The organism is Planctobacterium sp. AWH2_060 (assembly GCF_056158425.1).
In genome coordinates, this window is the sequence record NZ_JBSWTG010000001.1 from 1,899,934 (window position 1) to 1,925,338 (window position 25,405).

Genomic DNA, 25,405 nt, shown 5'->3' on the forward strand with positions numbered 1-25,405 from the left:
ATATGATGCAATGGCTATATTACCTGGCAGCTTTTCTGTTGGTTGCTGTAGCAGTCGCTCACTCTTATCTTGGTGAGCGTTTTATCCTTACACGTCTTTTTAAGCGAGATAACCTGCCAAAACTGTTTGGCAGTGATAATTTTACCAAACGAACGCTGCGCTTCGCCTGGCATGTCACCTCTGTGGCCTGGTTGGGGTTTGCCGCCATCATAATAGCTCTGGCTCAGGGCCAACCTGATGTGCAGCTCTTAGTTAATATCATTGCAGTCACCTTCGCCATCCATTTTGCCATCTCATTTTTTGGCTCTGCCGGGAAGCACTTATCCTGGATAGTATTTGGGGCTGTCAGTATTTTATTAGTGCTTTAGCTAAACCTTAAACTGTCGGGCCAATTCATCCAGCGATGCTGAAATATCTCCCAGTGAGGTCGCCGCCACTTTGGTTTCCTTGCTGCTCTCGGTAACCCGCTCGCTGGCTTCCTGAATAACATCAATACTATGGCGCATATCTCCGGCATCGCCTTTTATGTCTTGTCCCAAGGACGCCAGAGCACTGTTTTCGTCACTCAGTCGTAACACGGTTTTCTGAATGTCGTCCAGAGAGGTTACTGTTGCCTCAGCCAGTTCTACCGCTTCTGTGGCTTTTTCCTTGTTGGAGTCCATAGAGGTCACAGTGGAGGTAATAGAGGAAACGATTTTATCTAAGATAGTATTGATTTCGTGAGTGGAATCATGGGTTCTGGAAGCCAGCGTACGCACTTCATCCGCTACCACGGCAAAACCGCGTCCTGACTCACCTGCTCTGGCGGCTTCAATGGCAGCATTAAGGGCCAGTAAGTTGGTTTGTTCGGCAATTTCGGCAATGGTTTTTACCACAGAACTAACCTGATCACCGGCGTTTTTCAGACTTAGCAACATCTCTGCAGACTTCTCAATATCGCGGGCCAGTGCGCTGATACTGTCTGAAGTGTTACTCACGCTGTTTGCTCCCTCGTGCACCTGCTCCGCCCCCTTTAAGGCGGTTTTGGAGGCGTCAGATGAGCGGCTTGCTGAGTCTTCAATGGAGGCCTCTAGCGCGCTAATCTTATCCAGTAACTCTCGGATATGTCTGGAAAAAAGTCGAACCTGATCTTCTGAGACCTCAGCAGAATGATTTAACTGGCCTACCGACTCCACCAACACGGTTGCCGATGTTTGAATTTCTTTATTGCCCAGTCGAAACGCGGTTAACAACTCATTGACGCTGTTGGCCGCATCGGCCACTTCATCGTCACAGGTCATAGATACATCAGTGGATAAATCATGTTCAGCAACGATGCGATCTAACTGGGTAGACAAGGACTTAATAGGTCTGGCAATTTTTTGCTGCGCCATTAAGAAAGAGCCCAGGGTAATGGCTAAAGTTAACAGCACTGACACTATGATTAAGGTGCGCATGATTGAAATTTCAGAGCTGATGTTGTCAGACGCTTCCGTGGCGTTGTTGGATGCCTGGGTTTTTACGTCGGTAAGCAATCCCTGCAAGCCTTGCATATTCTTTTGAATATCAGCAAGCGCGGTTCTGGCACCATCCCAATCGGTATTGGAGGCACTCATTATGGTTTGCAGTCGCGTGACATTTTGCCAGACCTTTTGCTTTTCGCTGTCTAGCTTGCTGTTGCTGGCCAGCCCTGCCCTGGCGATATCTTGCAGGTTAGCATCCAGCTGTTTCTTGAGTTGATTGATTTCCCGCTGAAAGGCGTTTAGCTCGATAGTCAGTCCATACAAGCCAAATGACGCTACCTGAACACTACTCAAATTAGCTGAAGCTTGTTCAACGGCCCGCAGTGTGGGCAAGGTTTCCTGAACAAAGGTTTCTTTCTGCGCATAAATAATTGAAGATTCCCGGTACATAAAAAATGATGAGATGAGTAACACCAGTACAATTCCCACGTACCCCAACATCACTTTCTTACTGATGGAATTAAAAAGATTCATATTTACTTCCAGGTAGCCCTTTTTTAATTTATTCCAATGCAAAGCTGCGCTATGCAATAACCTTGAATAACTATAGACCAGAGATTGCAACTAATCATTGCGTGCGCGGTCAATAATCGCGCTTTCAGCGGTCGCGATCTTTTCCACTACCGACAAAATCATATCGCGATTGAAGGGTTTGGTTACGTGATAAGTCATTCCCGCTTCCAGCGATGCATTCTTGTCAGACTCATAAGCATTGGCGGTTAATGCCACTATCGGTATGGCCATGCCCATCTCGAAACGGATAATCTTGCTTGCGGTTAAACCATCCATTTCCGGCATATTAATATCCATCAGAATCATGTCATAGTGATGACGCTCCACCTGAAGAATCGCTTTTTTACCGTTGTCTACATGGGTGACTGAGTGCCCCTCAGACTCCAGAATATGTATAGCAATTTGGGCGTTGATATCATTGTCTTCGGCTAAAAGTATTTTAAACGGCGTCTTGTTGTTTTCTTCTTTGTCGCATAATCGCCTCATCGTGGAGATAAACATTTGTTCATTGATGGGCTTATTAAATACCGCAGAGAACTGGTCGGGAACCTCGCCTTTAAAATGTGCGATATCAGAGGCGGCCGATACCAGAATAAATGGCGGGCAAGGCGCATTTGCGTTTTCCGTCAACTTATTTACCAGACTAAAGCCATCCAGACCTGGCATATGCAAATCCACTATAACGGCCGTGTATTCATTGAGTTTGTTAGCGTCTTTTAAAAACTCGGCGCCGCTTGCAAAACAGTCGGCGGGCACATCAATCTGTTGCAGCAATAGCTGGATGTAACACCGGCTGCTTTCCAAATCATCAATAACCGCCACTTTTTTGTGCTCAAATTCGGGTTGAAATCGAACTTTTACCGCTTCGTTCATAGCTTTCTGCAAAGGTAAAAACACTTTAAATGTGGAGCCTTTCTCAGGCTCACTTTGCGCCTCTATAGTCCCCCCCATCATAGCAACCAGCTCTTTGGTGATAGCCAAACCCAGTCCACTTCCGCCGTACAGGCGTGTGGTGGACTCGTCGGCCTGAACAAACTTATCGAACACTTTTTGCAATTGTTCAGGAGTCATACCTATCCCGGTATCCACTACCAGTAAAGACAAACCATAACCATTGTCCAGCTCTTCAACGTTAACCGTGATACTTACCCTGCCTTGCTCGGTAAATTTAATGGCATTGCTGATCAGGTTGTTAACTATTTGCATGGTGCGAATTCCGTCTCCACTAACCCATTGCGGAATAGTGGATAACGAAACATACTCAAATTCCAGGCCGCGATTTTCGCAATTGACTGCAGCGGGAGCCAAACAGGCATCCAGAATCTTAGGCAATTCAAAATCGTTAATTTCCAGTTGCATCTTACTGGCTTCGATTTTGGATATATCCAATATGTCGTTTATTAACGCCAGAAGCTGCTCGCCGGAATAACGGGCTTTTGATAAAAACTCTCGCCGTTTATCCGCTGATGGCTCTTTATTGGCTAATTCAATCATGCCAAAAATGCCGTTCATGGGCGTTCTCAGCTCATGACTCATGGTAGCCAGGAATACCGACTTGGCTTTGTTGGCGTGTTCAGCCTCTTCGCGCAGGGCTTCTGCCCTGTTTCGTTCCCTTAACAGGTTTGATAATACGCCACTGACCATCCGATCCATGGGTCGAAAGATATAAAACAACTCAATCGCCAAAACTACTATGGTCAACAACCACAAAAATATTTCTATTTTTGTCAGGAGCAGCACTTTTTGTTCAGCCTCTTGGGTGAATTGTGTCACAACCCCATCCAGTTGCTTTAGCAGCAGTTCGGTATTTTCCGTCTGGAAAATATTCTGTTCGTACGCCACTCCCTTAGCCGCTCTTTTGGCTTCGGCCACATACAGCAATACCCTGTCGTGCAAGCTGAAATTGCTATCTGAATCAAAATACAGTGAGCTTAGTGATTTACTGAGGTTGGTAGTTTCAGGCGCATATTTCCCCACCAAAAACCAATGATTTTGTTCAAACAAATCCACAGCCGCCAGAAGTCCGGATTTCCGCATTTTGCTTTGCTCTGGATATTGATTGTTGTCTGACCGCAACTGATTAATATGCAATGCTATTTTTTGCGACAACATGCGCTGCATGCCCGCGGTGTTGATGATTTGCGCGTCGCCCTTTTGATTAGCCAATACATATTGGATCCCAATGGCTGATAGTGTCACCAATAAGGCAATCACTGACAGAGCTATCAGATAACGGCTGCGAATATTTTTTTGCAATAAATGAAGGTTTTCCAAATTATTTTCCCGGACAAGCGTTATTGCAATGTTTGCCTACATTTCAGAGCTATTTAATTAACTTTAAGCCATGACAGTATAATTGCCAGTTATCAATAATCGTTGCCACACATTAAGTTACACTGAAGCTACGCCTTTAAGTGGTAATAGGATCCAAACCTGTCCATAATGCCCCGTTTCGGCATTTTTAAGACCGACCAAATCATTCAACCTGATAAATGGACCTTGTATGTTACGACTGACTTCTTCGCTACTTATACTCAGTATGCTGAGTGCCTGTGTTATCCACGTTGGACCTGGCAGCTACCGCTCTCCTAATAATGGGGCGGATAGTGTTTTTGGTGATATTGACGTTGCCAGCGGGCAAACAATTGGTGATGTATCCACCGTTAATGGCGACATTGAAATTGGCCATGGTGCTACCACTGCGAATGTCAGTACGGTCAATGGCAGTATTGAACTGGACGATCAGGTGAGCAGCCAACATGTATCAACCGTTAACGGAGATATTGAAGGTGGCAAACAACTGCAGATAAACGCCGGGTTAAAAACCGTAAATGGCGATCTAACGCTCGGCAGCAAAAGTACCGTAAGCGGCAACATCAGCTCAGTTAATGGCGATATTGAATTAACCTCAGTTAACCTGTCAGGCGATGTCAGCAATGTTAATGGCGATATTTCAGTTTATGCCAACAGTGTGATTACTGGCGATATTTTGTTTAAAAGCAATCAGGGCAATAAGGCATTTACCAATGAGCGTCCCACCTTAACGCTGGATGCAGATGTGGTACTTGAGGGGCAAATCCTGTTGCAACGCCCGGTTAAACTGCACATCAGTAATTCTGATCACCTGCAAAAAGTGGTTCATGATTACCAGCCATTGCAATAAGCCAATTAGCGACACAACAGCCGTCGGGATAGCAGGTTAATTCTGGCGGCATGTTTACTGACTGAAACATTTTGGTTATGGTGTTAATTACCCCAAGGGAGTAGCATAACCGCTACCTCATACCCCATTTTTAAGCATTAAAAGGCAAGTTAATAATCCTATGAAGTGCAACTTTTCATTGCTGGCGCCCCTGTTGTTATCAGCGTCGCTTTCTTCACCTGCTGTAGCATCGAAAACGCAACAATATCCGGAAGTGACCGAACAAATTTTTGAACAATGTAAGACTGATTTTGCACAACTTGCACGACAGCAAGGCGTTGCCGATAACACTATCAACAAGGCGCTGTTGACCGCCAGTTTACAGTCGAAAGTTATCGAATATGACCGAAATCAACCGGAGTTTGTGCGAACTTTTCCGGATTATGTCAGTAAACGGGTAAATGACTGGCGCATTAATAAAGGGCGCAAAATGCTCAGAGAGCACAAGGACTTGTTGCAATCCCTGCATCAGACATACGGCATTCCACCCCATTACCTGGTGGCATTTTGGGGCCTGGAGACTAATTTTGGCCAATACAAAGGCAAAATGCCTATCGTAGCCTCGTTAGCTACACTGGCCTGTGATGAAAGACGTTCAGAGTTTTTCACTAAAGAATTGTTAAAAGCGCTGCAGCTGATTGAAAAAGAAAAAATCAATCCTGAAGAAATGGTGGGTTCCTGGGCTGGCGCAATGGGCCACACCCAGTTTATGCCCAGCGCCTATCTGAATTACGCGCTGGATGGCGACAATGATGGCAAAGCTGATCTCTGGAACAGCGTGCCTGATGCTCTCACCTCCGCCGCTAACTTTTTAAAAGGTTTAGGCTGGAAACCGGGATTCCGCTGGGGGCGCGAAGTTAAACTACCATCAGATTTTAACTACCAGTTCATTGGCCGCGGAACTCAAAAATCATTAACAGAGTGGCACAACTTAGGTGTTACCAAAGCAGATGGCACACCATTGGGCACGGCAGAGATCCAAAGCTCCGTTTTATTGCCCGCTGGCCATGAAGGTCCAGCCTTTGTTATTTATGACAACTTTGCCGTGATCATGCGCTGGAATTTCTCTGAATTCTACGCCATTGCCGTGGGTTATCTGGCAGACCGATTAATTGGTAGTGGAGAGCTTGTACAACCTCTGCCAGACCTTCCCAATTACACCATTAATGATATGCGCACCCTGCAACTTCATCTGAACCAACTTGGATTCGATGTAGGTGAAGCGGATGGCATTTTGGGTCCGGCCACACGCATGGGAATACAGGGCTTTCAGATTGCCCACAACTTGGTGGCGGACGGATTTCCTTCGCCAGGTGTTTTTGAGAAACTGCAACAACTTACCAGCGAAACCAGCACTAACTGATTTCATGTTGCACTGACACTTTTCTGCGAGGCTGGCATTCGTCAGCCTTTACTATTAAGCTGAGGTCAGGTTAAACAGCATGTGATTATAATTAGTGATATATAGAGTCTTCACATTATTTTGCTACGTCATTTTTTGCCAGTCCACACTGGCGGGTGCGCAGAATATTGAATTGGCTTTTGGGCAAACCGGATATGACTTTACTCGCTTATTAACCGACTTCGAAAACGACACCGGTATTAGCATAACCACAGCGCCGCAAGAGCACTATGATTTAAAAGCAGAACTGATCAAACGCAGTGGTAAAAAGCGCCTACCTGATGCCTTTATCGCCCCTGCAGATTACACCACTATTCAGAGCATAAACCTACTGCCAATGAGCAAAGATTGGCTATCTCCGGATACTTCAGCTGCCGCCCTGCAAACGGTCACCCGCAATGAGCAAATATTGGCTATCCCCCTTATTGCCGGAAATCACCTGGTGTTATATTTCAATCGTTCTGCCATTAAACAGCCCGCCAGCTCGTTTGAGGAAATTTTTTCGCAGCGCGAAAGTTTGCCGGCAAATATGCGCCTGATGACCTGGTCGTTTAGCGGCACCTATTTCCTGATCCCCTTTTTAAGCGCATTTGATGCACTTCCGATACAGAATAATCAGCTCACTTTAGATACCCCTCAGATGGTAAGTGCTATGCAGTATTATTGGTCCTTGCCGGAACAGGGACTGGTGGATGAAAGCTGTGGTTTTGACTGTTTTCCCGAGGCCTTTAAACGGGGAGACTATGCTTATGTGATTGACGGCGTTTGGAATTACAAACAATATCAGGAGGCGCTGGAGGAGAATCTCGGTGTTGCCCTATTGCCATCAATTAAAGGCAACCCTATGAAACCCTATTTTAGCGGGCATGTTTTGGCATTTGTGGCAAAACCACAAACACCGGCTAAGCGAGAAGCTTTGCGGCAATTTGCGTTATATCTGCAATCTCCCAAAGCGCAATTACAGCTTTGGCAAAGTGCGGCGGCCATCCCGGCCAACAATGCCGCTTTGCAACAAATATCAGCAACCGCCAACGCCAATACTCAGGCGGTGATTAGGCAATTGCAACAGTCACACCCCATCCCCAATACGCCTCATATGTCCATTGTTTGGGAAGCCTTGTCCAAGGGCTTTAATCGCTATGGCGCCAATACCATGACGGCTGCAGAAGCTGCAGCTTTAATGCAACATTTGGCGCAACGCACGGTTGAAAGGCAATAATGGCAGACCGGCAGCTCCCCTCTTACCATAAAACCTTACTGCGTTATGTGGCGCTGTTTATCTTCGTGCCAGTTATAATGTTGTTTAGTTTTATTTATATGAATTTATTTCAGGACAACCTGGAAAATGCTCAAACGACAATAAAACAACACGGCCATGCGCTAACTTCCGATATCCGCGCTAAATTGTCCGAGCTGCGAAATCAAATATACAAAGTCGTGGCTAACAGAGGCATCGCCGAAGTACCGGTTAACATCTTTTATTCCCAAAACGCGATATTAACCCTACAACATTTTGTTGATAGCAACCCTCTGATAGAAGCGGCATTTATACAGGATGACGCTGGGTTCATTATCGAAGGCTGGCCAGTTGAAGCTCTGCGCTTTCGCTCTGACACCATGACAGCTTATACCCAGCAAGCAATGGAGCTCACTTCTCGGGAGGCTGAAGCTAACTTATTGTGGTTGCCTCCGCAGCAATATTCCGGCTATCGCAACAACACGCCTTTGAATGATACTGCAGCACATCTTCTGATGTACGCAATGACTTTATTCGCAGAGACGGACTCCATCATTTCGCCCTATGAGTCTACCGGCACCCTTAACGTAATAATCAATCTCGATAACCTGATACAACATGATGCGCATAGCGAGGTCACTCAACAACACAATCAATACCTGATTGCTCAAGATGAGCCGATTTTCGCTCACCAACCTCAGGCTATCAGTGAATCCTTGACTCAAACCTTTAACACTCGCTTATTGGCCTCCCATAGCAGCGGAAAAACAGCAATTAAGCTGCAATTACAATACGACGAGACTATCTGGAACAACGCTTTTTGGTCACAAACCACGAGACAGATCACTCCACTTTTGTTGTTTTTGCCATTAATGGTTTGGTTTTTCTTCCGTTTTACCCGCAACTTCCACAAACCCATCGATCAGATGGTAGAAATATGCCGTAACCTGGTATCCGGCAATTACAATATTGCTCAGCAATCCGCGGCGTTTCAGGAGTTCGATGTGTTGTTTCGTCGCCTCAACAACATGGCAGAAACCATATCAACACAAATAAAGTCACTGGAACAAGCGCGAAGCAGAGCCGAACAATCGGAAAAAATAAAGTCTCAGTTTCTGGCTAACATGAGCCATGAAATCAGAACGCCCATGAATGGTGTGCTCGGCATGCTACAGTTAATCGATTCAGATCAGTTAACTGTAGAACAAAAAGAACGGGTGAATCTGGCCAAAGTCTCAGCTCATTCACTACTGCAAATCATCAATGACATTCTTGATATATCTAAAATTGAAGCCAATCAAATAAAAATAGAACGGGTGCAATGTAACGTTACAGAGTTGGTACAACGCCAGACTGACAGCATGCAACAAACCGCCGCGCAGCGAAACAACCTGTTAAAAGCGCTGGTTAAGCCGCCTTTTGAACAGACCTGGTTAACCGACCCGACGCGATTGAATCAAGTACTTACCAATCTGCTTTCTAACGCACTGAAGTTTACCCAAAATGGCAAAGTCATGGTGTTGCTTGGTCAGGAAAACGACAATCAATTGCAAATTACTGTAAAAGATACAGGTATTGGAATCCCGGCGGAGAAATTGTCCTCGCTTTTTCAACCATTTCAACAAGCTGATGCTTCAACCACCAGGGAATACGGTGGTACAGGGCTGGGATTAACTATCTCCAAAAACCTTTGTAAACTCATGGGAGGAGATCTGACAGTCAACAGCACACCTGGAAAAGGTTCAGAATTCACCGCCACCTTTGCCGCCACTCCCGTTCGGGAGTCAGATGCTGTACAAAATCAAACTTCACAAGAAGAAACACGCGTCTCTGACTCCGAAAACAGGCAAAACTCAGTGAGAAAAGTCGCCGTAGTAGCTGAGGATAACGAGATTAATCAGGAAGTGATTAAAGCCATGTTGCAGGAATACAACCTGGATATCCACATGGCAAACAATGGGCGCGATGCAGTTGCTTTGGTGGAACACCTGAAACCGGATGTCGTTTTAATGGATGTACACATGCCAATTATGGATGGTGTCACTGCCACTCAAACAATTCGTGACAGAGGGTTTGCAACTCCGATCATTATGCAAACGGCCAATGTTATGACAGAAGATGTTAAGCACTATCTACAGATTGGTGCTGATGACGTGGTGGCGAAACCTATCGTTAAAGATCAACTCCACGAGGTTCTGAGCAAGTGGTTGAATCCCTCGCCCGAGAGCTGAATTCTTGTAGGTCTGAATTTATTCAGACACCGCTGCCCAATTCGAACCTTGTAGGTCTGAATTTATTCAGACGCCGCTGCCCAATTCGAACCTTGTAGGTTGGAATTTATTCCAACGCCGATGCCCAATTCAACCATCGCTGTCCGAATAAATTCGAACCTTGTATCTCTCAGTATTAGATGGTTAGCTACCAGATAATACATCGGGAAGTAAGTGAGGCTGTTTCGAACCTTAGCAATGAATATGCTGTTTTGTAGATTATCCCCTTACTTCCATCACTCAATAAACTGAATGGTATCCAGGCGCACTCAATGAGTTGATGCCGTATGTACAAGGGGAGTCTATCGAGATGATGCATTTTATTGGTCTAGATGTCAGTAAGAACAAACTTGATGTTTGCTGGCTTAAAGAAGCGGCTACAGGTAAAAGAAAAACTAAAGCTATCAAGAACACATCTGATGGCCATCAGGCCTTACTGAATTGGTTACAAAGCACGACAAAACAACCGCTATCTGAGCTTATTGTTGTACTGGAACCAACCGGCGTTTATCACGAATCATTGATGTATTTTCTATACGATAATGGCATCAATGTCTTATTGGTGAATACAGGGAAAGCGAAGAAGTTTGCTGAGTCAATCAATCTAACCCATAAGACAGATAAGTCGGATGCTTTCATGTTGGCAAGCTATGGCTATGCACAACAAAGCAGCTTGCAGCTATGGGAGCCGGAAGCAAAAGAGGTGCGAGAGTTGAAAGCTCTTTTGCGCAGATTGGATGCACTGGAGTCAGATTATCAACGCGAGTTGAATCGACTTGAGTCGAGTGAATTTACTCTGACCTCTGAGAGGGTTCTGCTTTCGTTGAAAGACATGATAAGTGCGCTTAAGGAAGAAATTGAGAAGCTTAAACAAGATATTGATGATCATATTAATGGGCATCCACACCTGAAGAACAACCGTAAATTGCTGGAAAGCATTCCCGGAATTGGCGCGGTATTATCTCGAGAATTAACCTGTCTCTTTGCCGCGAAGCGCTTCAAAAATGCTAAACAGGTTGGAGCCTACGTGGGATTAATTCCTAAACTTAAGGAGTCAGGCGTTCTGAAAGGACGAACTACATTAAGCAAAACAGGGCCTGCTCGCCTAAGGGCCAAACTCTACATGGCTGCTGTCGTTGCGGGTCGATACAATCAAAGTATTAAACATCAGAAAGAAACCCTGCTACAGCGTGGAAAGTGCATGATGCAAGTTATTGGCGCTAATATGCGAAAGCTCATGCAAATCTGTTTCGGAGTAGTAAAAAATCAAACGGAATATCAGCCCCAAGTGATTTGAAACTTTACTTGAGACTGGTTGTGAGAGATGGTATCTACAAATTTCATTCACGTTAAGGTCTGATCAGCCCCGCACTTTGGGCTTCGTCCATTGTCAGTGTACGAACATTCACGACTTCGTCATCAGCCTCGCTACTATCAAAATGCAACTCATTCGCGTAGCGTATCATGACAGGCGCAGCCAAAGGCATATCCTGGCTATCTAACCCAAACTTGATTCTGTCTATTTGCATGTCAGAGGAGCGCAGTATGTATTGCATACTGGTGGCAGGACGTCGCACTGCAATGTCATCCTTACCGTCTCCGTCATAATCGGCAACAATAGGGATATCATATTCATTCAAACCAAATTGCACCTGGATAATTTGCTCATCACTGGAGCGCAAAATATACCAGGCATGTTCCGACGGGCGTCTGATGGCTAAATCAGTTTTACCATCGCCGTCAAAATCACCAGGAACTGCGATATCTTCATCTCGCATACCAAACTGATAGCGCAATATGGTGTCGTCACGACTACTCAAAATGTACCAAAATTTTGTCGACGGCCGTCTCACCGCTATATCGGCTTTACCATCGCCATCGTAATCCGCTGGTACCGGGATATCTTCGGCTTGCTGACCAAAATTAAAACGCAAAATACTGCTGTCTGAAGCCAGGCGAATATACCATTGCTGAGTTGAGGGTCTGCGCACAGCAATATCAGTAATCCCATCACCATCGTAATCCGCCGGTACCGGAATATCCTCGCTTTGCAAACCGAATTCCACCCGCATCAATTCTCTGCCGGATGAGGGTGCTATGTACCATAGCTTATTCGATGGACGTCTAACCGCTACATCGGCAATTCCATCACCATCAAAGTCGCCACTGACAGAAATATCACCGCTATCTTTGCCCAGCTCGATGCGCTGAATGTCAGCGTCGCCTGAATTCAATATATACTGAATTGCATTCGAAGCGCGTCTGACACCGATGTCAGCTTTGCCATCGCCATCATAATCATAAGCAACATGTTTAGATACGACACTACAGTCATCGCCCCTGGTGTTATCCAATGGCGCACAATCGACTTCGTTTAAAACACCGTCATTATCAGTATCAAGATCCTGATTATCCCCAATGGTATCCATATCCGTATCCAACCACTCTGAGCTATCAAAAGGAAATGCATCTTCACTGTCTGGAACGCCATCAGCGTCGCTGTCTCCGACGTTTGAGGCATCATACGGGAGTGCATCGGTCAGATCATCAATGCCATCGTTATCATCATCAACGTCTAGTAAGTTACTCAATCCATCGGAATCGAAATCCTCCAGATCGCTGTCCAACTCTATGCAATCACCATGTGCTAGCAGGCGATCAATGTTCCAGCTTTCAATAACGGCTTCATCCTGGCAGCTCATATTGCTGGAAAAGAACTGCAAAAACTGTAATTGCTGCTTGAGATGCACCACTGGACGAAAATCTTCAATGGTGGAATAACGGAAATCCAGAGCAATAATTTCTTTAAGGTATCTCAGCGGCGCCAGAGAAACGTCTTCAGTATTATTTACTGACAAAAATTGTAAGCGTGGAAAGTGTTCGACCCCAGACAAACTTGCGACGTTTGCCTGCGGACAATTAATAATGTCGATTTCTTCGTTGCTCAACCAGTCGTCGTCGTCTTCCAAAAGACAGATGGCCAGCTCAACATCTAATCCGGCAATGGCATTCTCCGCTGGTTGGGTTACCGATTCATTGTGGGTTTGTGCAACGCGAACGGCCACGGCATTTAGCGCCCTGACGGCATCCGCACCAGTGCTTCCCTCACCCACCTCGCCACATGGCAGGTCGGCAATACAGGTCAGGTCAGGCGAGGAAAAATAAGGAACAGCAATGGCGTCACCAAAAGATTGGGGATAAGCCATAACCGTGGCAAAACTATCTTCGATGCCAAAACCTCTTCCCCAACTGAAAACGGTACCCTCACCGTCCTGCTCTAGCGCGTGATCCAGTCCCATATTGTGGCCGATTTCATGCCCTAAGGTATCGCTGCTACACAGCTGGCTGTTGCCGCTTTCAAATAAGGTGTTAACCGCAACAACATTGACCGCAAAGCGATAATCAAACGCTTGCAAGCCATTGCCGTTCAACCAGCTTTTACCGCATAGTCCATCGGGTAAGGATTGACGAAATACGCTAACAATGTCTGCGCCACTGTCTAGACGCGCTTGCCAGATTGGCAACATGAGTTCATCTGAAATATCGCCGTAAGTGCTGTCGTCGGCGCGACTTTTAGCCAGATTATCTAAAATTTGATCGGCGCTGTAAGCCTCAAGATCGGCGCTGATACGAGCGCTCATTTGCAGTTCGATGTTTACGCCACTGGCGGCATAAATAGCATTGTTGATCTCCAACATTTGCATCAGATAATCATCCGGTGCCAGTTGGTAAGCTTCAAACTCTGGTGTGGTAACAAACAAGACTTTAATGACAGTTGGCTCATCTGTAACAGAATCATCAGATACTTGTGGTGCTGCCGTTGCGCGAATTGATGAACTTAAACCAGTACGACGCTTGACATCAGACTCACTGCTGGCCCAGCGCATTTCTTTGGTTAATTGCCCATCAGACAAGCGCCATACGCCATTTTCGGTTGGGATCCAGGCACTCACCTCTGAATTACTAACAAACAATCGGGCACGATGTTGGTTATTTTGTTTTGTATCTTTTAATGACCAGACACTGGAGTTGAATGTGCGATGCACCTTCTCCGCGACAAATACATGGTTACCGTCTGGCGTTGCTAAGCTATATTCCTGCCCTTCAACCAGGCCTGCCACTGCCGAGTCATTAACAACGACTTTGCCGGTTTTGTTAACACTTTTACTTGCAGATAGGCCCGGAACATTTTGTTTTTGTGCCACCTCGAAAATTTGCCACAAAGATACCGGATCCGCGTTATGAGCCTTGGCTCCGCTAACGCAGACTAAAATCAGTAAAATTGTGGAAAGTATCTTGGTTTTCAACATCAACAAAAAATTGGCAAGTTTCAATAGCTAACGAATGAAATACAACTTTTATTCCAATTAATGGCCTTTTTAACAAAAGAGGTCTGAAAAGGGTGTTAACCGCTTATTTTTTATTCTAATTGAATGTTGTACTGAGAAAAAGTCGAAATTGTGTAAATAATGAAGCATTGGGTGCTCACTGAAAGCATGAACACCCTGTAGAAAGAACAATCAGGACATCTTTCGGATAAGGCTGTCCGGTGCTATCCGCATTAAGCGCTGCAGGATTGCCCAGGGCCATGAAGGAACATAGCTGTTGGCTTTTTCCTGATTAATGGCTTTGACCATTGCGCGGCACCCCGTCTCGGTATCCACAATAAAAGGGACTTTTTCCACTTTTTCGTTGATTTCACTGCGAATAAATCCAGGGTGAACACAACTCACTTTGATGGGTGTATTCAGCAAGTCCAGGCGAATTCCTTCCGAGAGTGAAGTAATAGCTGCTTTGGTGGCAGCGTAAACGGTCATGGCCCGTCGAAATCCCCTGACCGCACTGATAGAGGAAATGGTAACCAGGTGCCCACTGTTCTGCTCTCTGAAGATCTCGACGGCCGCTTCACACTGTGCAATCGCGGCTACAAAGTTGGTTTCGGCCGTTTGCTTGTTGGCATAAAAGTAACCGGTACCAATAGATGCACCTTTACCCATTCCGGCGTTAACAATAACTCTGTCCAGGCTGCCCATATCATCGCGAAACGCTTTAAAGGTTTCGAATACCGCGTCATGATCATTGACATCCAGGGGACGCAAAAACACCCTGATTTCAGGATTGATTGCCTCAAGCTCAGCTTTTAAGGCCTCCATTCTCTCTACCCTGCGAGCACACAACGCCAGATTGCAGCCCTGTTTGGCAAATTCAATGGCCATGCCTTTGCCAAGACCTGAACTGGCCCCAGTGATCAGTATGTTTTTTCTTAAACTCATAAAAACGTCAACTCTTGTTATTTGTAGGTAATCATATTGGGTAGTTGGGCATTTTCAAAATGGCTGTGCTCATTGAGTGTTGCCAATAAAACCCGATTAGGCGTTTGTACAATTTTAGTAATGCCACAATTAGCCAGGGTCCAGTTCAGCGACAGCATCTTATCATCGGGTAGTCCCAGAAGTTGTTGTGCTATCACAGATATAGGACCACCAGAAGTAAAGACTACCACCACCTGTTGTTGCGACAATTGGCTCAAAAGCGAACTAAAAGCGCCACTGACGCGGGATTTAAAGGCCAGCCAGGACTCGGGATAATCGTTATTCTCGGCGCTCTGCCAACGCGCAATCGCTTGAGCAAATAAGCTGGCAAACTGCTTTTTAGGATCATCTGATTGAGCCAGCAACTCTCGGGTTCCTGCGGCAGTTTTTAGGCGCGGATCCAGAGCAGCTAACACTGCCTGATGATCATATTCGTTCCATTCTGCGAGTTCCTGATGAGAAATCTGAATAGCACCGCTTTGCAAGGCTAAATCTCGGGTTTGCTGATGGCGTAACATGGTTCCGCTCAGCACCAAATCGGGTGCCCCGATGCGTTCGAATAACACCTCACCCATTCGTTGGGCTTGGGATTGCCCCAGCTCCGACAGTGAATCATAGTCTTCTGCGCCAAAACTGGCCTGGCCGTGTCGGATCAGATAAATAATCGCCATCAGCGTTTCTGCCGCTTGATGGCTTTTTTACAGCGCCATAGTAAATAATGCACAAACACCCAAAATTGTTTATAGGCGGGATTACGGGTTTGCTTGTGGTGATAGCGATAGTAAATTTGTTGCACAATACCCGCTAAACGAAACAAGCCATACACCTCGTAAAAGGTGAAATCTTCGATTTCGATATCCATTTGCTGACAATAGTAGGCCACCACCTCTTCGCGACTTAACATGCCGGGTAAATGAGTGGGCTGCCTGCGGGTTTGTTGCGCCAGAAAGTCATCGTCTTCCTGTACCCAATAAGCCAGGGTATTCCCCAAATCCATCAGGGGATCTCCCAGTGTAGCTAATTCCCAATCCAGAACGCCCAATATCCGGGTGGGATCGTTTTCGTCGAGTACCACATTGTCAAACCGGAAATCGTTGTGAGTTATACATATCTGTTCAGTGGCCGGCATATTGTTGTTAAGCCAGTTCATCACGAACTTGCCCGAAGGCACATTCCAGGTTTTGGCTTTTTTATAACGGTGGCACCAACCTTCAATTTGCCGCTGCGTATAACCAGCCCCTTTACCTAAATGAGTCAGTTCTGCCGCCTGATAATCCACTTTGTGAAGCTCAATCATGCAATCTAATACGTTTTTGCACATGGCATTGGTGGTGCTGCTATCGAGGGACAAAGCTCGTGGCAAATTTTTGCGGGGAATAATGCCGGTGAGTTTTTCCATCACATAAAAGTCAGTGCCAATGACCGACTCATCTTCACAATACCCGAGCATTTGCGGCACGTAGTGATAGACGGGTTTCAGCGCTTTTTGCAATCGGTACTCGCGCCCCATATCGTGCGCACCTTTTGCTTTTGTACCCGCTGGTGCTCTGCGCAAGATAATTTCCCGGTTTTCATAGGTGAGACAATATGTCCAGTTGGAGGCTCCTCCTGAATATTGCGTTACCTCCGGTGTCCCCTGTAAATCCTCGACGTTGGCTTTTAGCCAGGCATCTACGTTAGCAACATCTAACTCTTCGCCTGGGCGTACCTTATTGGCTTTGTCTAACACAGCTCCCGGAGCAACGGCATTATTTTCAGTCATGACTTTTTCCCTGCGCTACGGCGAAACTTTTGCGTACCTTTGGTCATCATTTTCAGGTAATAACCGGGAAACAGGCGTTTCAGCAAACTGGCTTTTCGCCCTTCCGGATGGGTAAGTATCATGAATTGTTGTTTTTGCACTGCCCTGAAGGCGGCATCAGCAACGTCTTCCGCGGTAATATCAGAGCGCTCTAACAATTTGCTGACCACAGCTTTCATCGCCGGGTTACCGCTACGCACAGATTCATCCAGATTAGTTTTAAAGAATCCAGGGCATAATACACTGACACCGATATGGTCATCGGCCAGCTCTAATCGCATAGTTTCCGAGAAACTTACCATTGCCGCTTTACTGGCTGCATAGGAACCCAATAATGGCACCGTGGTAACCCCCGCCTGAGAGGCGACATTGAGAATGTAACCACGACTTTCCTGCAGCAAGGGGACAAAGCTTTGTAACATGCGCACAGCGCCAAACAGGTTAATATCCATTACCCATTGCCACTGTTCAATGCTTTCTTCGGCCAGTGCCCCGGCTGTTGCCACACCGGCGTTATTGACCACCAAATCCAGGCCGCCGAAGCGCTCAACAATTGCGTCTTTGGTGGCTTCGATATCCGCTTCGGATGTAATATCACAACGCTGGAAAAAAGCTTTCGCCCCCAATTTTTCCAGTTCGGTAACAACTGCTTCACCTCTCTCCAGGTGAATATCAGCAACACAGATATCGGCTCCGGCTTGTGCCCAACGAACCGCAATGGCTTTGCCTAAACCCGAGGCCGCCCCGGTTACCAGTACGCGCTTTTGCATCTGTCACTCCTATTTGTATTTTGCCAGTTCCAATCTGGATACCATGCCCATATGAACTTCATCAGGACCGTCGGCAAGGCGCAAACTGCGCGCCATCACGGAAAATCCATAGAGCGGCGTGTCGCCTGATACGCCCATGCCACCATGCATCTGAATAGCCATGTCTACCACGGTTTGCAACATATTAGGAACAACTACCTTGATGGCGGAAATCTCGGTCATGGCCTTCTTTACGCCCAGATTATCAATTTTCCAGGCTGCATTCAGTGTCAACAGGCGCGCTTGCTCAATCAGCATTCTGGCCTGAGCCACACGCTCCAGATTGCCGCCAAGCTTAATCAGTGGCTTACCAAAGGCTTCGCGACTGGCACCGCGTTTAATCATTAACTCTAAAGACCGCTCTGCCGCACCAATGGCCCGCATACAATGATGAATTCGACCAGGTCCAAGGCGCCCTTGCGCTATCGCAAACCCTTTGCCCAGTCCCATAATAATATTCGACTTTGGCACCCGAACGTTTGTAAGCGACATTTCACCGTGGCCATAAGGCGCATCATAATCGCCGCATGCGGTAAGCATACGCTCTATTTTAAGCCCCGGGGTATCCAGCGGCACCAATACCATACTATGTTGGCTATGCTTTTCTGCAGTTGCGTCTGTCAGTCCCATAATTATCGCGATTTTAGCTTCTGGGTGCCCCAAACCTGTGGTCCACCATTTGCGTCCATTGATCACCACTTCATCCCCTTCCAGGGTTATGCTGGCCTGCATGTTAGTGGCATCTGAAGAGGCGACATCCGGTTCAGTCATACCGAATACCGAGCGAATCTCACCATTTAACAAGGGTGTCAGCCATTGCGCTTTTTGCTCTTCACTGCCAAAGTGATAAAGCACTTCCATATTGCCTGTATCCGGCGCATTACAGTTAAAAATTTCTGCACCAAATAAGCACTTGCCCATTTCTTCTGCCAGCGGTGCATAGTCTACACAACTCAGCCCCTGCCCCAATTTGGCATCCGGCAAAAACAAATTCCACAGCCCGGCGGCTTTGGCTTTTTCTTTCAAAGCTTTGATCTCAGCCGGCACCTGCCAGCGGGTCCAGTCTCCATGACCATTGTTTTCATGGTTCTCGCGCATGATTTGCGCTTCAACCGGAAAGACATGCTGTTGCATAAAATCCCGGACTTTCTCTAGGTACTGCTGACAAATAGCACTGTGCTCAAAGTTCATGATGGCTGTCCTGATAAGAATAATAAACGATTACAGTGTAAGAGCAGGCAAAGATTGAATGAAGTGAATATTTCAACATCATAACTATGAATATCATTCACAATAATTATACTGTCAGGATATGAAGTGTTACATGGTGGGCCATGACAGAAAAGAGATTACAAAAACTGGATTTAAACCTGCTGAGGATCTTTGAATCCCTGTATTACGAGCGCAATATGTCTCGAACTGCAGAAGCACTGTACCTAACCCCATCTGCTGTAAGTCACGCCACGAAGCGATTGCGGGAGGCGTTACAGGATCCCTTATTTGAGCGCCAGGGCAACAAGATGGAACCCACATCGGCTTGTCTGAGAATCGCCCCAAAAATTCTGGAAAACCTGAATAGTTTGCGTAAATCACTGCAGCAGTTTAGCGATTTCGATCCACTCAATGCTGAACAGCAATTTACCATAGCAGTTCATGATGCTCTGGAGCCTCTATATGTCCCGCCTCTGTTTCAGGCTTTGGCGGATACCTCAGCAAACCTAGGACTAGCCTGCATCAAGTTGGAACGACAGCAAATGCAGCGACAACTTGGCAGTGGTCAGGCAGATTTAGCCATTGATGTAGCCATGCCGATGCAAAATCCAGTGAATCATTGTCGCCTGGCAGCGGACAGATTTGTAGTACTCAAGAACAAAGACGCACAAAATAGAGAATCCCTTACCCGACAAGACTACATTAACGCCCGCCATTTAACCGTATCCAATCGACCTACAGGCCGGGTAATCGAGGATATCACCCTGCAACAACAAAGTATTAATCGCAAGGTGGCCATTCGTTGTCAGAGTTATCACACCGCCAAGGCCATATTGAAACGCCAGAACTTTCTGTTGACGGTACCGGAACTGATTGGCCGTTCATTACTGGATGAAGAGCTACAGATCATGGCCATGCCCTTTGATGTTCCTCCCATCGAAATTCATCTGTACTGGCACGAAAACTCCGCCAATGACAGCGCAATAAACTGGCTCAAAGAAAAAATTGTGGCCTTGAGTGAGTCTTATAGCTGAGGCTAAAAAGGCGGGAAACGCAGAAATGGGCAGATACAAGCCTGGCGCTTGTATCTGCTAAATCAGACTATTATGACTAGCTAAAATAAGTGGCTAAATCATCACTGCCACCAATGTGTTTACCATCAATGAACACCTGAGGCACAGTTTCTCTGCCTGAAATCGCTTTAAGCGAGGTTAAAGAGGCGTTTTGTCCCAACACGATTTCCTCATAATCAAAGCCTTTTTCAGTCAACAAGGCTTTTGCTTTCGCGCAGAACGGGCAGCTCGGCTTGGTAATAATAGATACGGGTAAAGATACCACGGCTTCCGGATTGATATGTTTAAGCATAGTATCAGCATCGGACACTTCAAAAGGGTCGCCCGGTACATCTGGCTCAATAAACATCTTTTCGACAGTACCGTCTTTTACCAGCATAGAATAACGCCAGCTGCGTTTGCCAAATCCCAGATCGGCTTTATCCACCAGCATTCCCATACCATCGGTGAATTCACCATTGCCGTCGGGAATTAAGCTAACATTATCCGACTCCTGGTCTTTCGCCCAGGCATTCATGACAAAGGTATCGTTTACTGAAACACAGACGATTTCATCAACACCGTTTGCTTTGAAGGTATCAGCCAACTCATTAAAACGGGGTAAATGAGTCGATGAACAGGTTGGTGTAAATGCGCCAGGTAATGAAAAAACCACTACCGTCTTACCGGAAAAAATATCATCACTGGTGCGCTCAACCCATTCTTCATTTTGGCGCATCTTAAAAGTAACTTGTGGGACTTTCTGACCTTCTCTATTCTGTAACATGAAATACTCCTGTGATTTATAACTTGAGAATTCGCGCTATTGCGCCTTGACTGAGAACAATAATAGTCACTGTGCTCATTTATTCCAGTGATTAGATTCAATCATAACAATCGCAATTTGCGATTAAAGGACCCAATATGGCTACACTGATCATTGGATGTGATGAATTTTTAGGGGCGGAACTCACCAGGCAATTGTTGGCAAATGGTGACTCAGTCACCGGTTTATCGCTTTTTCCGTGGGAACAAAGCCAGTTCAGAACCAATCGCCTGGAACAACTTGAAAGCAACGTTAATGCCCGGCATTTTAACTACATAGGTAATTTGGGTAATTTATCTGAGGAAGTTGAAAATAAACTGGTTCATATCAACAAAATTTATTTTCTTCCAGAGTTTAACGCTGAGCTGGAGCATCAGGAGTTTATTTTGCACCTGACTTTAAAGGTGCTGAGCCTGGTTGATACGATTCGACCTGTGCATCTGGTTTTTGGCTCCCATTATTGCATTTATCAACCATCCCCCAAACTACTGTGCGCTGAACAAACCGTCACCGATCATCCTCACAGTGTATCGTCAGCAATAGTCAAAGCCATCGAATCATTAATGCATGGTTATTGTGCGCAAAAACAGTTACCCATGACGGTTTTAAGGATATTTGAGCTCTATGGTAAAGGGGCGAATGATTTAAACCTGATAAACCAGTTAAGCTCAAAGTTAGATGAAGATACGTCGGTAAACCTGAACGAAATTAAAAATCACATCCTGGATTTCACTTATGTTGCCGATGCGGCAAAGATCCTTGGCAGAGCCATGGAACACAATGCCAGGCCGCAACCGGATTGGCACAATCAGGCGCACAACCTCAGTTCCAGCTATGCGCCATGGCAGATATTTAACCTTGGCACAGGTGCAGGAACATCAATTTCTGAGTTACTCCGGCTAATCAGTAATGTCAGAGAACGCCCGGTATCTATCATTAATCAAAAAAACAGCGAACCGTTGCGCTGGGTAGCCGACTCAGGGCCACTGTTGACTCACATGGGATTGCAGCCCAGAACTTCACTGGCAGCAGGATTAGCCAAACTGTTTACCTGACTATGGCGTCTGAATAAATTCAGACCTACAAGGTTCGAATTCATTCGAACAGCAATGGTTGAATTTGGCAGCGGCGTCTGAATAAATTCAGACCTACATTTAGGTTCGAATTCATTCGAACAGCAATGGTTGAATTTGGCAGCGGCGTCTGAATAAATTCAGACCTACAAGGTTCGAATTCATTCGAACAGCAATGGTTGAATTTGGCAGCGGTGTCTGAATAAATTTAGACCTACAAGAACGTAGTGCTTATTAATCACTCACGCTCCCTGGTTTTAATCCTGCTCCTTAATTCGATTGATAATGCGGGTGGTGGACACACCATCCTCAAAATTGAGGACCTTTACCTGCCCGCCATTGGCAATTACCTGCTTTCCTCCAGCGATATCTTCAATCTTATAGTCACCACCTTTCACCAGAATATCTGGCAGAAGTTCACTGATCAGTCTTTTCGGGGTTTCTTCATGAAAATCAACAATCCAGTCAGTGGAGGCAAGTCCTGCCAAAACCGCCATCCGGCGTTCCAGATTATTGACCGGACGGCCCTCGCCTTTCAGCTTTTTCACCGAAGCATCGCCGTTAACCGCCACAATTAATCGATCGCCCAATTGCGCGGCGGCTTCCAGGTATGACACATGGCCAGCATGTAAGATGTCAAAGCAACCATTTGTCATCACCAGCCGTTCACCTCGACTTTTGGCTTCCTGAACGACCACTTTCAATTGAGCTTGGGTCATCACCCCAGTGCCCACTTTTTCATCTTTGCTAACGGCCTGTTTAAGTTCTTCAATGTTCACAGTAGAGGTACCCAGCTTGGCCACAACCACACCTGCCGCGGCATTGGCTAAGATACAAGCGTCTCTGAGTTCTGCGCCAGCTCCGATTGACGCGGCTAAGGTCGCAATGACGGTATCTCCGGCACCGGTTACGTCATACACTTCACGAGCTTTGGCTGGTAAATGAAATTCTTCGCGGCCTTTTTGAATTAGCGTCATACCATGCTCAGAACGCGTGACAAGTAGTGCCTCCAATTCCAGTTTTTCAATGAGTTGTAGGCCTTTATTGACCAGTTGTTCTTCGGACTCACACTGTCCTGCAACCGCCTGAAATTCTGACATGTTAGGCGTAAGCACCGTCGCGCCACGATATTTACCGAAGTCACTGCCTTTGGGATCCACAATAACCGGTTTGTTTGCCGCTCTGGCAGCGTTTATCAGCGCTTGGGGATCACTTAAACAGCCTTTGGCATAGTCGGAGAGCACCACGGCGCTGCAAGCAGCAAGTCTTGCAATCACCTGATCATGCATTGGGCTCTTATCTACGGACTCGAAACTCTTTTCAAAATCCAGTCTGATCAGTTGCTGATTGCGACTTAAAACCCGTAATTTAGTGATGGTATCTTTACCATCAACCGTGTGAAACTGACAGTCAACGTCCACTGATTGCAAGGCATTTTTCAGGATCTGTTGTGCTTCATCGTTGCCACAAAGCCCCAGTAACGCAGTCTTTGCACCGAGCGCTGCAATGTTCAATGCCACGTTAGCCGCGCCACCAGGCCGGTCTTCAATTGCATCGATTTTTACCACAGGTACGGGAGCTTCCGGAGAGATACGACTGGTGGGCCCAACCCAGTACCTGTCCAACATTAAATCGCCCACAATCAAAACAGAAGAAAGATTAAAATCAGGTACTTGCATCAGCTAAATTCAGTTTCATTTAAAATAAAAGAAGCTAATTGTATCAGGATTATGGCGGGCAGCAAAAATTGCAGCTTAATTCAGGAGTATCTCATCCAATAGCGCTTTATTGCCTTTGTAGGTGTGCTTTAACACCTTTTGTTTCCAGACCGGGATATCCATATTCAGTTTGTAACACAATGACAACCCCTTTTGTCTTGAGGTTACCAGTTGGTTTTTGCTCAGTAACGCCATCTGACGCCTGACAATACTGTCAGTGGAATCCAGCTCCACCGCGATTTCTTCTGTGCTTTTTTCCCCTTCGTGAATTAAAAGCAGCAGAATTCGAACCCGCAGGTTATCTGCCAGACAGCGAAAGAATTGTTCTATTTTTATATTTTCTCTTGGCTGGGAAGAGCCCCGAGCCACTAAATTTTCTGTAGACATTCCAGATTTCCGATGGAATTGTGCACCTGAAAAAAGTGTGGCAATGGAGTATGAAGCTATCGTGACAGTTTAAAGACAATAACGCAAAGGTTATTATTTTTACCCGACAATTGATAAGAAAAAGCCTCTCCGGCTAGCTAATCAGGCCGGATAAAATCAATGCAATACCAACGCTGAGCGCTAACTCAATACTGGCAACCCCAACATTGTGCTGCTGATCAATTTCCTGCACCAGATTGACGTTTGCCAAAATAAAACGCCGCGCAATTGTCACCAGGGCGGTTAAGACAAAAGTTAAGGCCAGGCCGGTTATCAACCAACCGGTGAGATTACTCACGTAACCCATGGGCTTGTATTCCAATAAATTGCTGGCGGCTGTCACTGCCAGTGCGGTACCCAATAAGTGACCACTGTGCTGAATTGCCAACGCCATCTGTCCCTTGGTTAATGATGACTGCAATGAGCCACTGCGGTTGTTTTCTCTGAAGCGACGCTCATAGATGCGGGTCATTGTAAGCAGTATGGTTTGCGACACCACGAAACCGGAGAAAATGGCAATAACGGCCTGAATATCAAAGCCACTTACCCAAACCAGCACACTTTTGATGATTATCGCGGTTGCGATGGAGCTGGAGGCATCCACCAGCGCAATAGAGGTATTGCGATCTTTAATATGAAAATCTTTGTCCAGCCTGTGCAATACAATTTTATCGTGAGCGTATCGGCCAATTTTGATCAGCACGATACCGATGGCCCCGTAAACCAGCATTGTCACAATGGAATCTTCGATGTCGCCTTTGCTGGAGGTTTCTACCGCCCCGGCAAGCACTACCGCCAAAGCCATCATTCTGCCTGCGACACTGATACCGTAAGCGTAATTATCGTGATTAGCCCGTCCACGATTATCTTTTCCTTCTTCCAATAATCGACCTGATATCCAACGCAACATGGTTAACAACGAAATAGCAATAACCATATCCGTCACTAAATAAATCCACAAATCAGGGGATACCGGAATCAGATTAACCAACGCAGACATAAAGGTTCATTGAAAAAGGGTGTTTAAAGTAATGTTATAGTACATTAAGC

20 protein-coding genes are annotated in these 25,405 nt (G+C 46.1%); 8 read left to right on the forward strand and 12 right to left on the reverse strand.

The window, feature by feature from the left end; all coding sequences use genetic code 11:
• Positions 1 to 2 precede the first annotated feature (2 nt).
• The gene (locus tag ACXAD8_RS08085; RefSeq protein WP_475227059.1) at positions 3 to 368 is read left to right on the forward strand and encodes a hypothetical protein; all 366 of its coding nucleotides are present in this window, start codon (positions 3 to 5) and stop codon (positions 366 to 368) included.
• Here ACXAD8_RS08085 and ACXAD8_RS08090 read toward each other — a convergent pair whose 3' ends face one another.
• Together ACXAD8_RS08090 and ACXAD8_RS08095 are read right to left on the reverse strand one after the other, a co-directional pair.
• On the reverse strand, positions 369 to 1,976 hold the full coding sequence (locus tag ACXAD8_RS08090) for a methyl-accepting chemotaxis protein (protein WP_475227061.1): 1,608 nt from the start codon (positions 1,974 to 1,976) through the stop codon (positions 369 to 371). It abuts the gene before it with no gap.
• 90 nt (positions 1,977 to 2,066) lie between these two features.
• A complete protein-coding gene (locus ACXAD8_RS08095; protein WP_475227064.1) occupies positions 2,067 to 4,289 on the reverse strand; it encodes a response regulator in 2,223 nt (740 codons plus the stop codon).
• Between the two features lie 229 nt (positions 4,290 to 4,518).
• On the opposite strand from ACXAD8_RS08095, the gene ACXAD8_RS08100 reads away from it, so the two are divergent.
• The 5 genes from ACXAD8_RS08100 (at position 4,519) to ACXAD8_RS08120 (ending at position 11,423) form a co-directional block, all read left to right on the forward strand.
• On the forward strand, positions 4,519 to 5,178 hold the full coding sequence (locus tag ACXAD8_RS08100; RefSeq protein WP_475227067.1) for a DUF4097 family beta strand repeat-containing protein: 660 nt from the start codon (positions 4,519 to 4,521) through the stop codon (positions 5,176 to 5,178).
• Between the two features lie 160 nt (positions 5,179 to 5,338).
• Positions 5,339 to 6,580 (forward strand): lytic murein transglycosylase, encoded by a 1,242-nt coding sequence (locus ACXAD8_RS08105; protein ID WP_475227070.1) that lies wholly within the window; start codon positions 5,339 to 5,341, stop codon positions 6,578 to 6,580.
• Positions 6,581 to 6,752: 172 nt separating this feature from the next.
• Positions 6,753 to 7,838 carry a sugar ABC transporter substrate-binding protein gene (locus tag ACXAD8_RS08110; RefSeq protein ID WP_475227072.1) on the forward strand — a complete coding sequence of 362 codons (1,086 nt, stop codon included), beginning with the start codon at positions 6,753 to 6,755 and terminating at the stop codon, positions 7,836 to 7,838.
• On the forward strand, positions 7,838 to 10,087 hold the full coding sequence (locus ACXAD8_RS08115; protein WP_475227075.1) for an ATP-binding protein: 2,250 nt from the start codon (positions 7,838 to 7,840) through the stop codon (positions 10,085 to 10,087). Before ACXAD8_RS08110 ends, ACXAD8_RS08115 begins: the two co-directional genes overlap by 1 nt.
• 352 nt (positions 10,088 to 10,439) lie before the next feature.
• Positions 10,440 to 11,423, forward strand: a complete 984-nt coding sequence (locus ACXAD8_RS08120) for an IS110 family RNA-guided transposase (protein WP_475232915.1) — start codon at positions 10,440 to 10,442, stop codon at positions 11,421 to 11,423.
• A gap of 52 nt (positions 11,424 to 11,475) precedes the next feature.
• Here ACXAD8_RS08120 and ACXAD8_RS08125 read toward each other — a convergent pair whose 3' ends face one another.
• The 6 genes from ACXAD8_RS08125 to ACXAD8_RS08150 all read right to left on the reverse strand — a co-directional run bounded on the left by ACXAD8_RS08125 (position 11,476) and on the right by ACXAD8_RS08150 (position 19,239).
• Positions 11,476 to 14,349, reverse strand: a complete 2,874-nt coding sequence (locus tag ACXAD8_RS08125) for an FG-GAP-like repeat-containing protein (protein WP_475227077.1) — start codon at positions 14,347 to 14,349, stop codon at positions 11,476 to 11,478.
• Between the two features lie 297 nt (positions 14,350 to 14,646).
• Complete coding sequence (locus ACXAD8_RS08130; protein WP_475227080.1) at positions 14,647 to 15,399, reverse strand: SDR family oxidoreductase; 753 nt, start codon at positions 15,397 to 15,399, stop codon at positions 14,647 to 14,649.
• Between the two features lie 17 nt (positions 15,400 to 15,416).
• Positions 15,417 to 16,109, reverse strand: a complete 693-nt coding sequence (locus tag ACXAD8_RS08135) for a histidine phosphatase family protein (RefSeq protein ID WP_475227082.1) — start codon at positions 16,107 to 16,109, stop codon at positions 15,417 to 15,419.
• A complete protein-coding gene (locus ACXAD8_RS08140; protein ID WP_475227085.1) occupies positions 16,109 to 17,200 on the reverse strand; it encodes a phosphotransferase family protein in 1,092 nt (363 codons plus the stop codon). The genes ACXAD8_RS08135 and ACXAD8_RS08140 overlap by 1 nt, the downstream gene beginning before the upstream one ends.
• Positions 17,197 to 18,009 carry an SDR family oxidoreductase gene (locus ACXAD8_RS08145; RefSeq protein ID WP_475227088.1) on the reverse strand — a complete coding sequence of 271 codons (813 nt, stop codon included), beginning with the start codon at positions 18,007 to 18,009 and terminating at the stop codon, positions 17,197 to 17,199. Before ACXAD8_RS08145 ends, ACXAD8_RS08140 begins: the two co-directional genes overlap by 4 nt.
• A gap of 9 nt (positions 18,010 to 18,018) precedes the next feature.
• Complete coding sequence (locus ACXAD8_RS08150; RefSeq protein ID WP_475227091.1) at positions 18,019 to 19,239, reverse strand: acyl-CoA dehydrogenase family protein; 1,221 nt, start codon at positions 19,237 to 19,239, stop codon at positions 18,019 to 18,021.
• A 143-nt stretch (positions 19,240 to 19,382) separates the two neighbouring features.
• Here ACXAD8_RS08150 and ACXAD8_RS08155 point away from each other — a divergent pair, with 143 nt between their 5' ends.
• Positions 19,383 to 20,294, forward strand: a complete 912-nt coding sequence (locus tag ACXAD8_RS08155) for a LysR family transcriptional regulator (RefSeq protein ID WP_475227093.1) — start codon at positions 19,383 to 19,385, stop codon at positions 20,292 to 20,294.
• Between the two features lie 76 nt (positions 20,295 to 20,370).
• Here the strand turns inward: ACXAD8_RS08155 and ACXAD8_RS08160 are convergent, their stop codons facing one another.
• Entirely contained in the window at positions 20,371 to 21,099 is a 729-nt protein-coding gene (locus tag ACXAD8_RS08160) for a glutathione peroxidase (protein WP_475227095.1), read from the reverse strand.
• 137 nt (positions 21,100 to 21,236) lie between these two features.
• Here ACXAD8_RS08160 and ACXAD8_RS08165 point away from each other — a divergent pair, with 137 nt between their 5' ends.
• Positions 21,237 to 22,193, forward strand: coding sequence for an NAD-dependent epimerase/dehydratase family protein (locus ACXAD8_RS08165; protein ID WP_475227097.1), 957 nt, complete (start codon positions 21,237 to 21,239; stop codon positions 22,191 to 22,193).
• Between the two features lie 275 nt (positions 22,194 to 22,468).
• On the opposite strand, the gene hldE is transcribed toward ACXAD8_RS08165, so the two are convergent.
• From hldE to ACXAD8_RS08180, 3 genes are all read right to left on the reverse strand, one after another.
• The gene (gene hldE / locus ACXAD8_RS08170; RefSeq protein WP_475227100.1) at positions 22,469 to 23,890 is read right to left on the reverse strand and encodes a bifunctional D-glycero-beta-D-manno-heptose-7-phosphate kinase/D-glycero-beta-D-manno-heptose 1-phosphate adenylyltransferase HldE; all 1,422 of its coding nucleotides are present in this window, start codon (positions 23,888 to 23,890) and stop codon (positions 22,469 to 22,471) included.
• Positions 23,891 to 23,965: 75 nt separating this feature from the next.
• Positions 23,966 to 24,316: a hypothetical protein gene (locus tag ACXAD8_RS08175; RefSeq protein ID WP_475227103.1), complete on the reverse strand. Its 351-nt coding sequence runs from the start codon at positions 24,314 to 24,316 to the stop codon at positions 23,966 to 23,968.
• Positions 24,317 to 24,449: 133 nt separating this feature from the next.
• The gene (locus tag ACXAD8_RS08180) at positions 24,450 to 25,355 is read right to left on the reverse strand and encodes a DUF350 domain-containing protein (RefSeq protein ID WP_475227105.1); all 906 of its coding nucleotides are present in this window, start codon (positions 25,353 to 25,355) and stop codon (positions 24,450 to 24,452) included.
• Between the last annotated feature and the right edge of the window lie 50 nt (positions 25,356 to 25,405).

Coding starts and splice junctions, on each gene's coding strand:
- ACXAD8_RS08165 (WP_475227097.1), top strand. CDS start 21,237: ATGGCTACACTGATCATTGGATGTGATGAATTTTTAGGGGCGGAACTC.
- ACXAD8_RS08090 (WP_475227061.1), bottom strand. CDS start 1,976: ATGAATCTTTTTAATTCCATCAGTAAGAAAGTGATGTTGGGGTACGTG.
- ACXAD8_RS08155 (WP_475227093.1), top strand. CDS start 19,383: ATGACAGAAAAGAGATTACAAAAACTGGATTTAAACCTGCTGAGGATC.
- ACXAD8_RS08135 (WP_475227082.1), bottom strand. CDS start 16,109: ATGGCGATTATTTATCTGATCCGACACGGCCAGGCCAGTTTTGGCGCA.
- ACXAD8_RS08105 (WP_475227070.1), top strand. CDS start 5,339: ATGAAGTGCAACTTTTCATTGCTGGCGCCCCTGTTGTTATCAGCGTCG.
- ACXAD8_RS08150 (WP_475227091.1), bottom strand. CDS start 19,239: ATGAACTTTGAGCACAGTGCTATTTGTCAGCAGTACCTAGAGAAAGTC.
- ACXAD8_RS08115 (WP_475227075.1), top strand. CDS start 7,838: ATGGCAGACCGGCAGCTCCCCTCTTACCATAAAACCTTACTGCGTTAT.
- ACXAD8_RS08085 (WP_475227059.1), top strand. CDS start 3: ATGATGCAATGGCTATATTACCTGGCAGCTTTTCTGTTGGTTGCTGTA.
- ACXAD8_RS08145 (WP_475227088.1), bottom strand. CDS start 18,009: ATGCAAAAGCGCGTACTGGTAACCGGGGCGGCCTCGGGTTTAGGCAAA.
- ACXAD8_RS08130 (WP_475227080.1), bottom strand. CDS start 15,399: ATGAGTTTAAGAAAAAACATACTGATCACTGGGGCCAGTTCAGGTCTT.
- ACXAD8_RS08100 (WP_475227067.1), top strand. CDS start 4,519: ATGTTACGACTGACTTCTTCGCTACTTATACTCAGTATGCTGAGTGCC.
- hldE (WP_475227100.1), bottom strand. CDS start 23,890: ATGCAAGTACCTGATTTTAATCTTTCTTCTGTTTTGATTGTGGGCGAT.
- ACXAD8_RS08140 (WP_475227085.1), bottom strand. CDS start 17,200: ATGACTGAAAATAATGCCGTTGCTCCGGGAGCTGTGTTAGACAAAGCC.
- ACXAD8_RS08160 (WP_475227095.1), bottom strand. CDS start 21,099: ATGTTACAGAATAGAGAAGGTCAGAAAGTCCCACAAGTTACTTTTAAG.
- ACXAD8_RS08175 (WP_475227103.1), bottom strand. CDS start 24,316: ATGTCTACAGAAAATTTAGTGGCTCGGGGCTCTTCCCAGCCAAGAGAA.
- ACXAD8_RS08120 (WP_475232915.1), top strand. CDS start 10,440: ATGCATTTTATTGGTCTAGATGTCAGTAAGAACAAACTTGATGTTTGC.
- ACXAD8_RS08180 (WP_475227105.1), bottom strand. CDS start 25,355: ATGTCTGCGTTGGTTAATCTGATTCCGGTATCCCCTGATTTGTGGATT.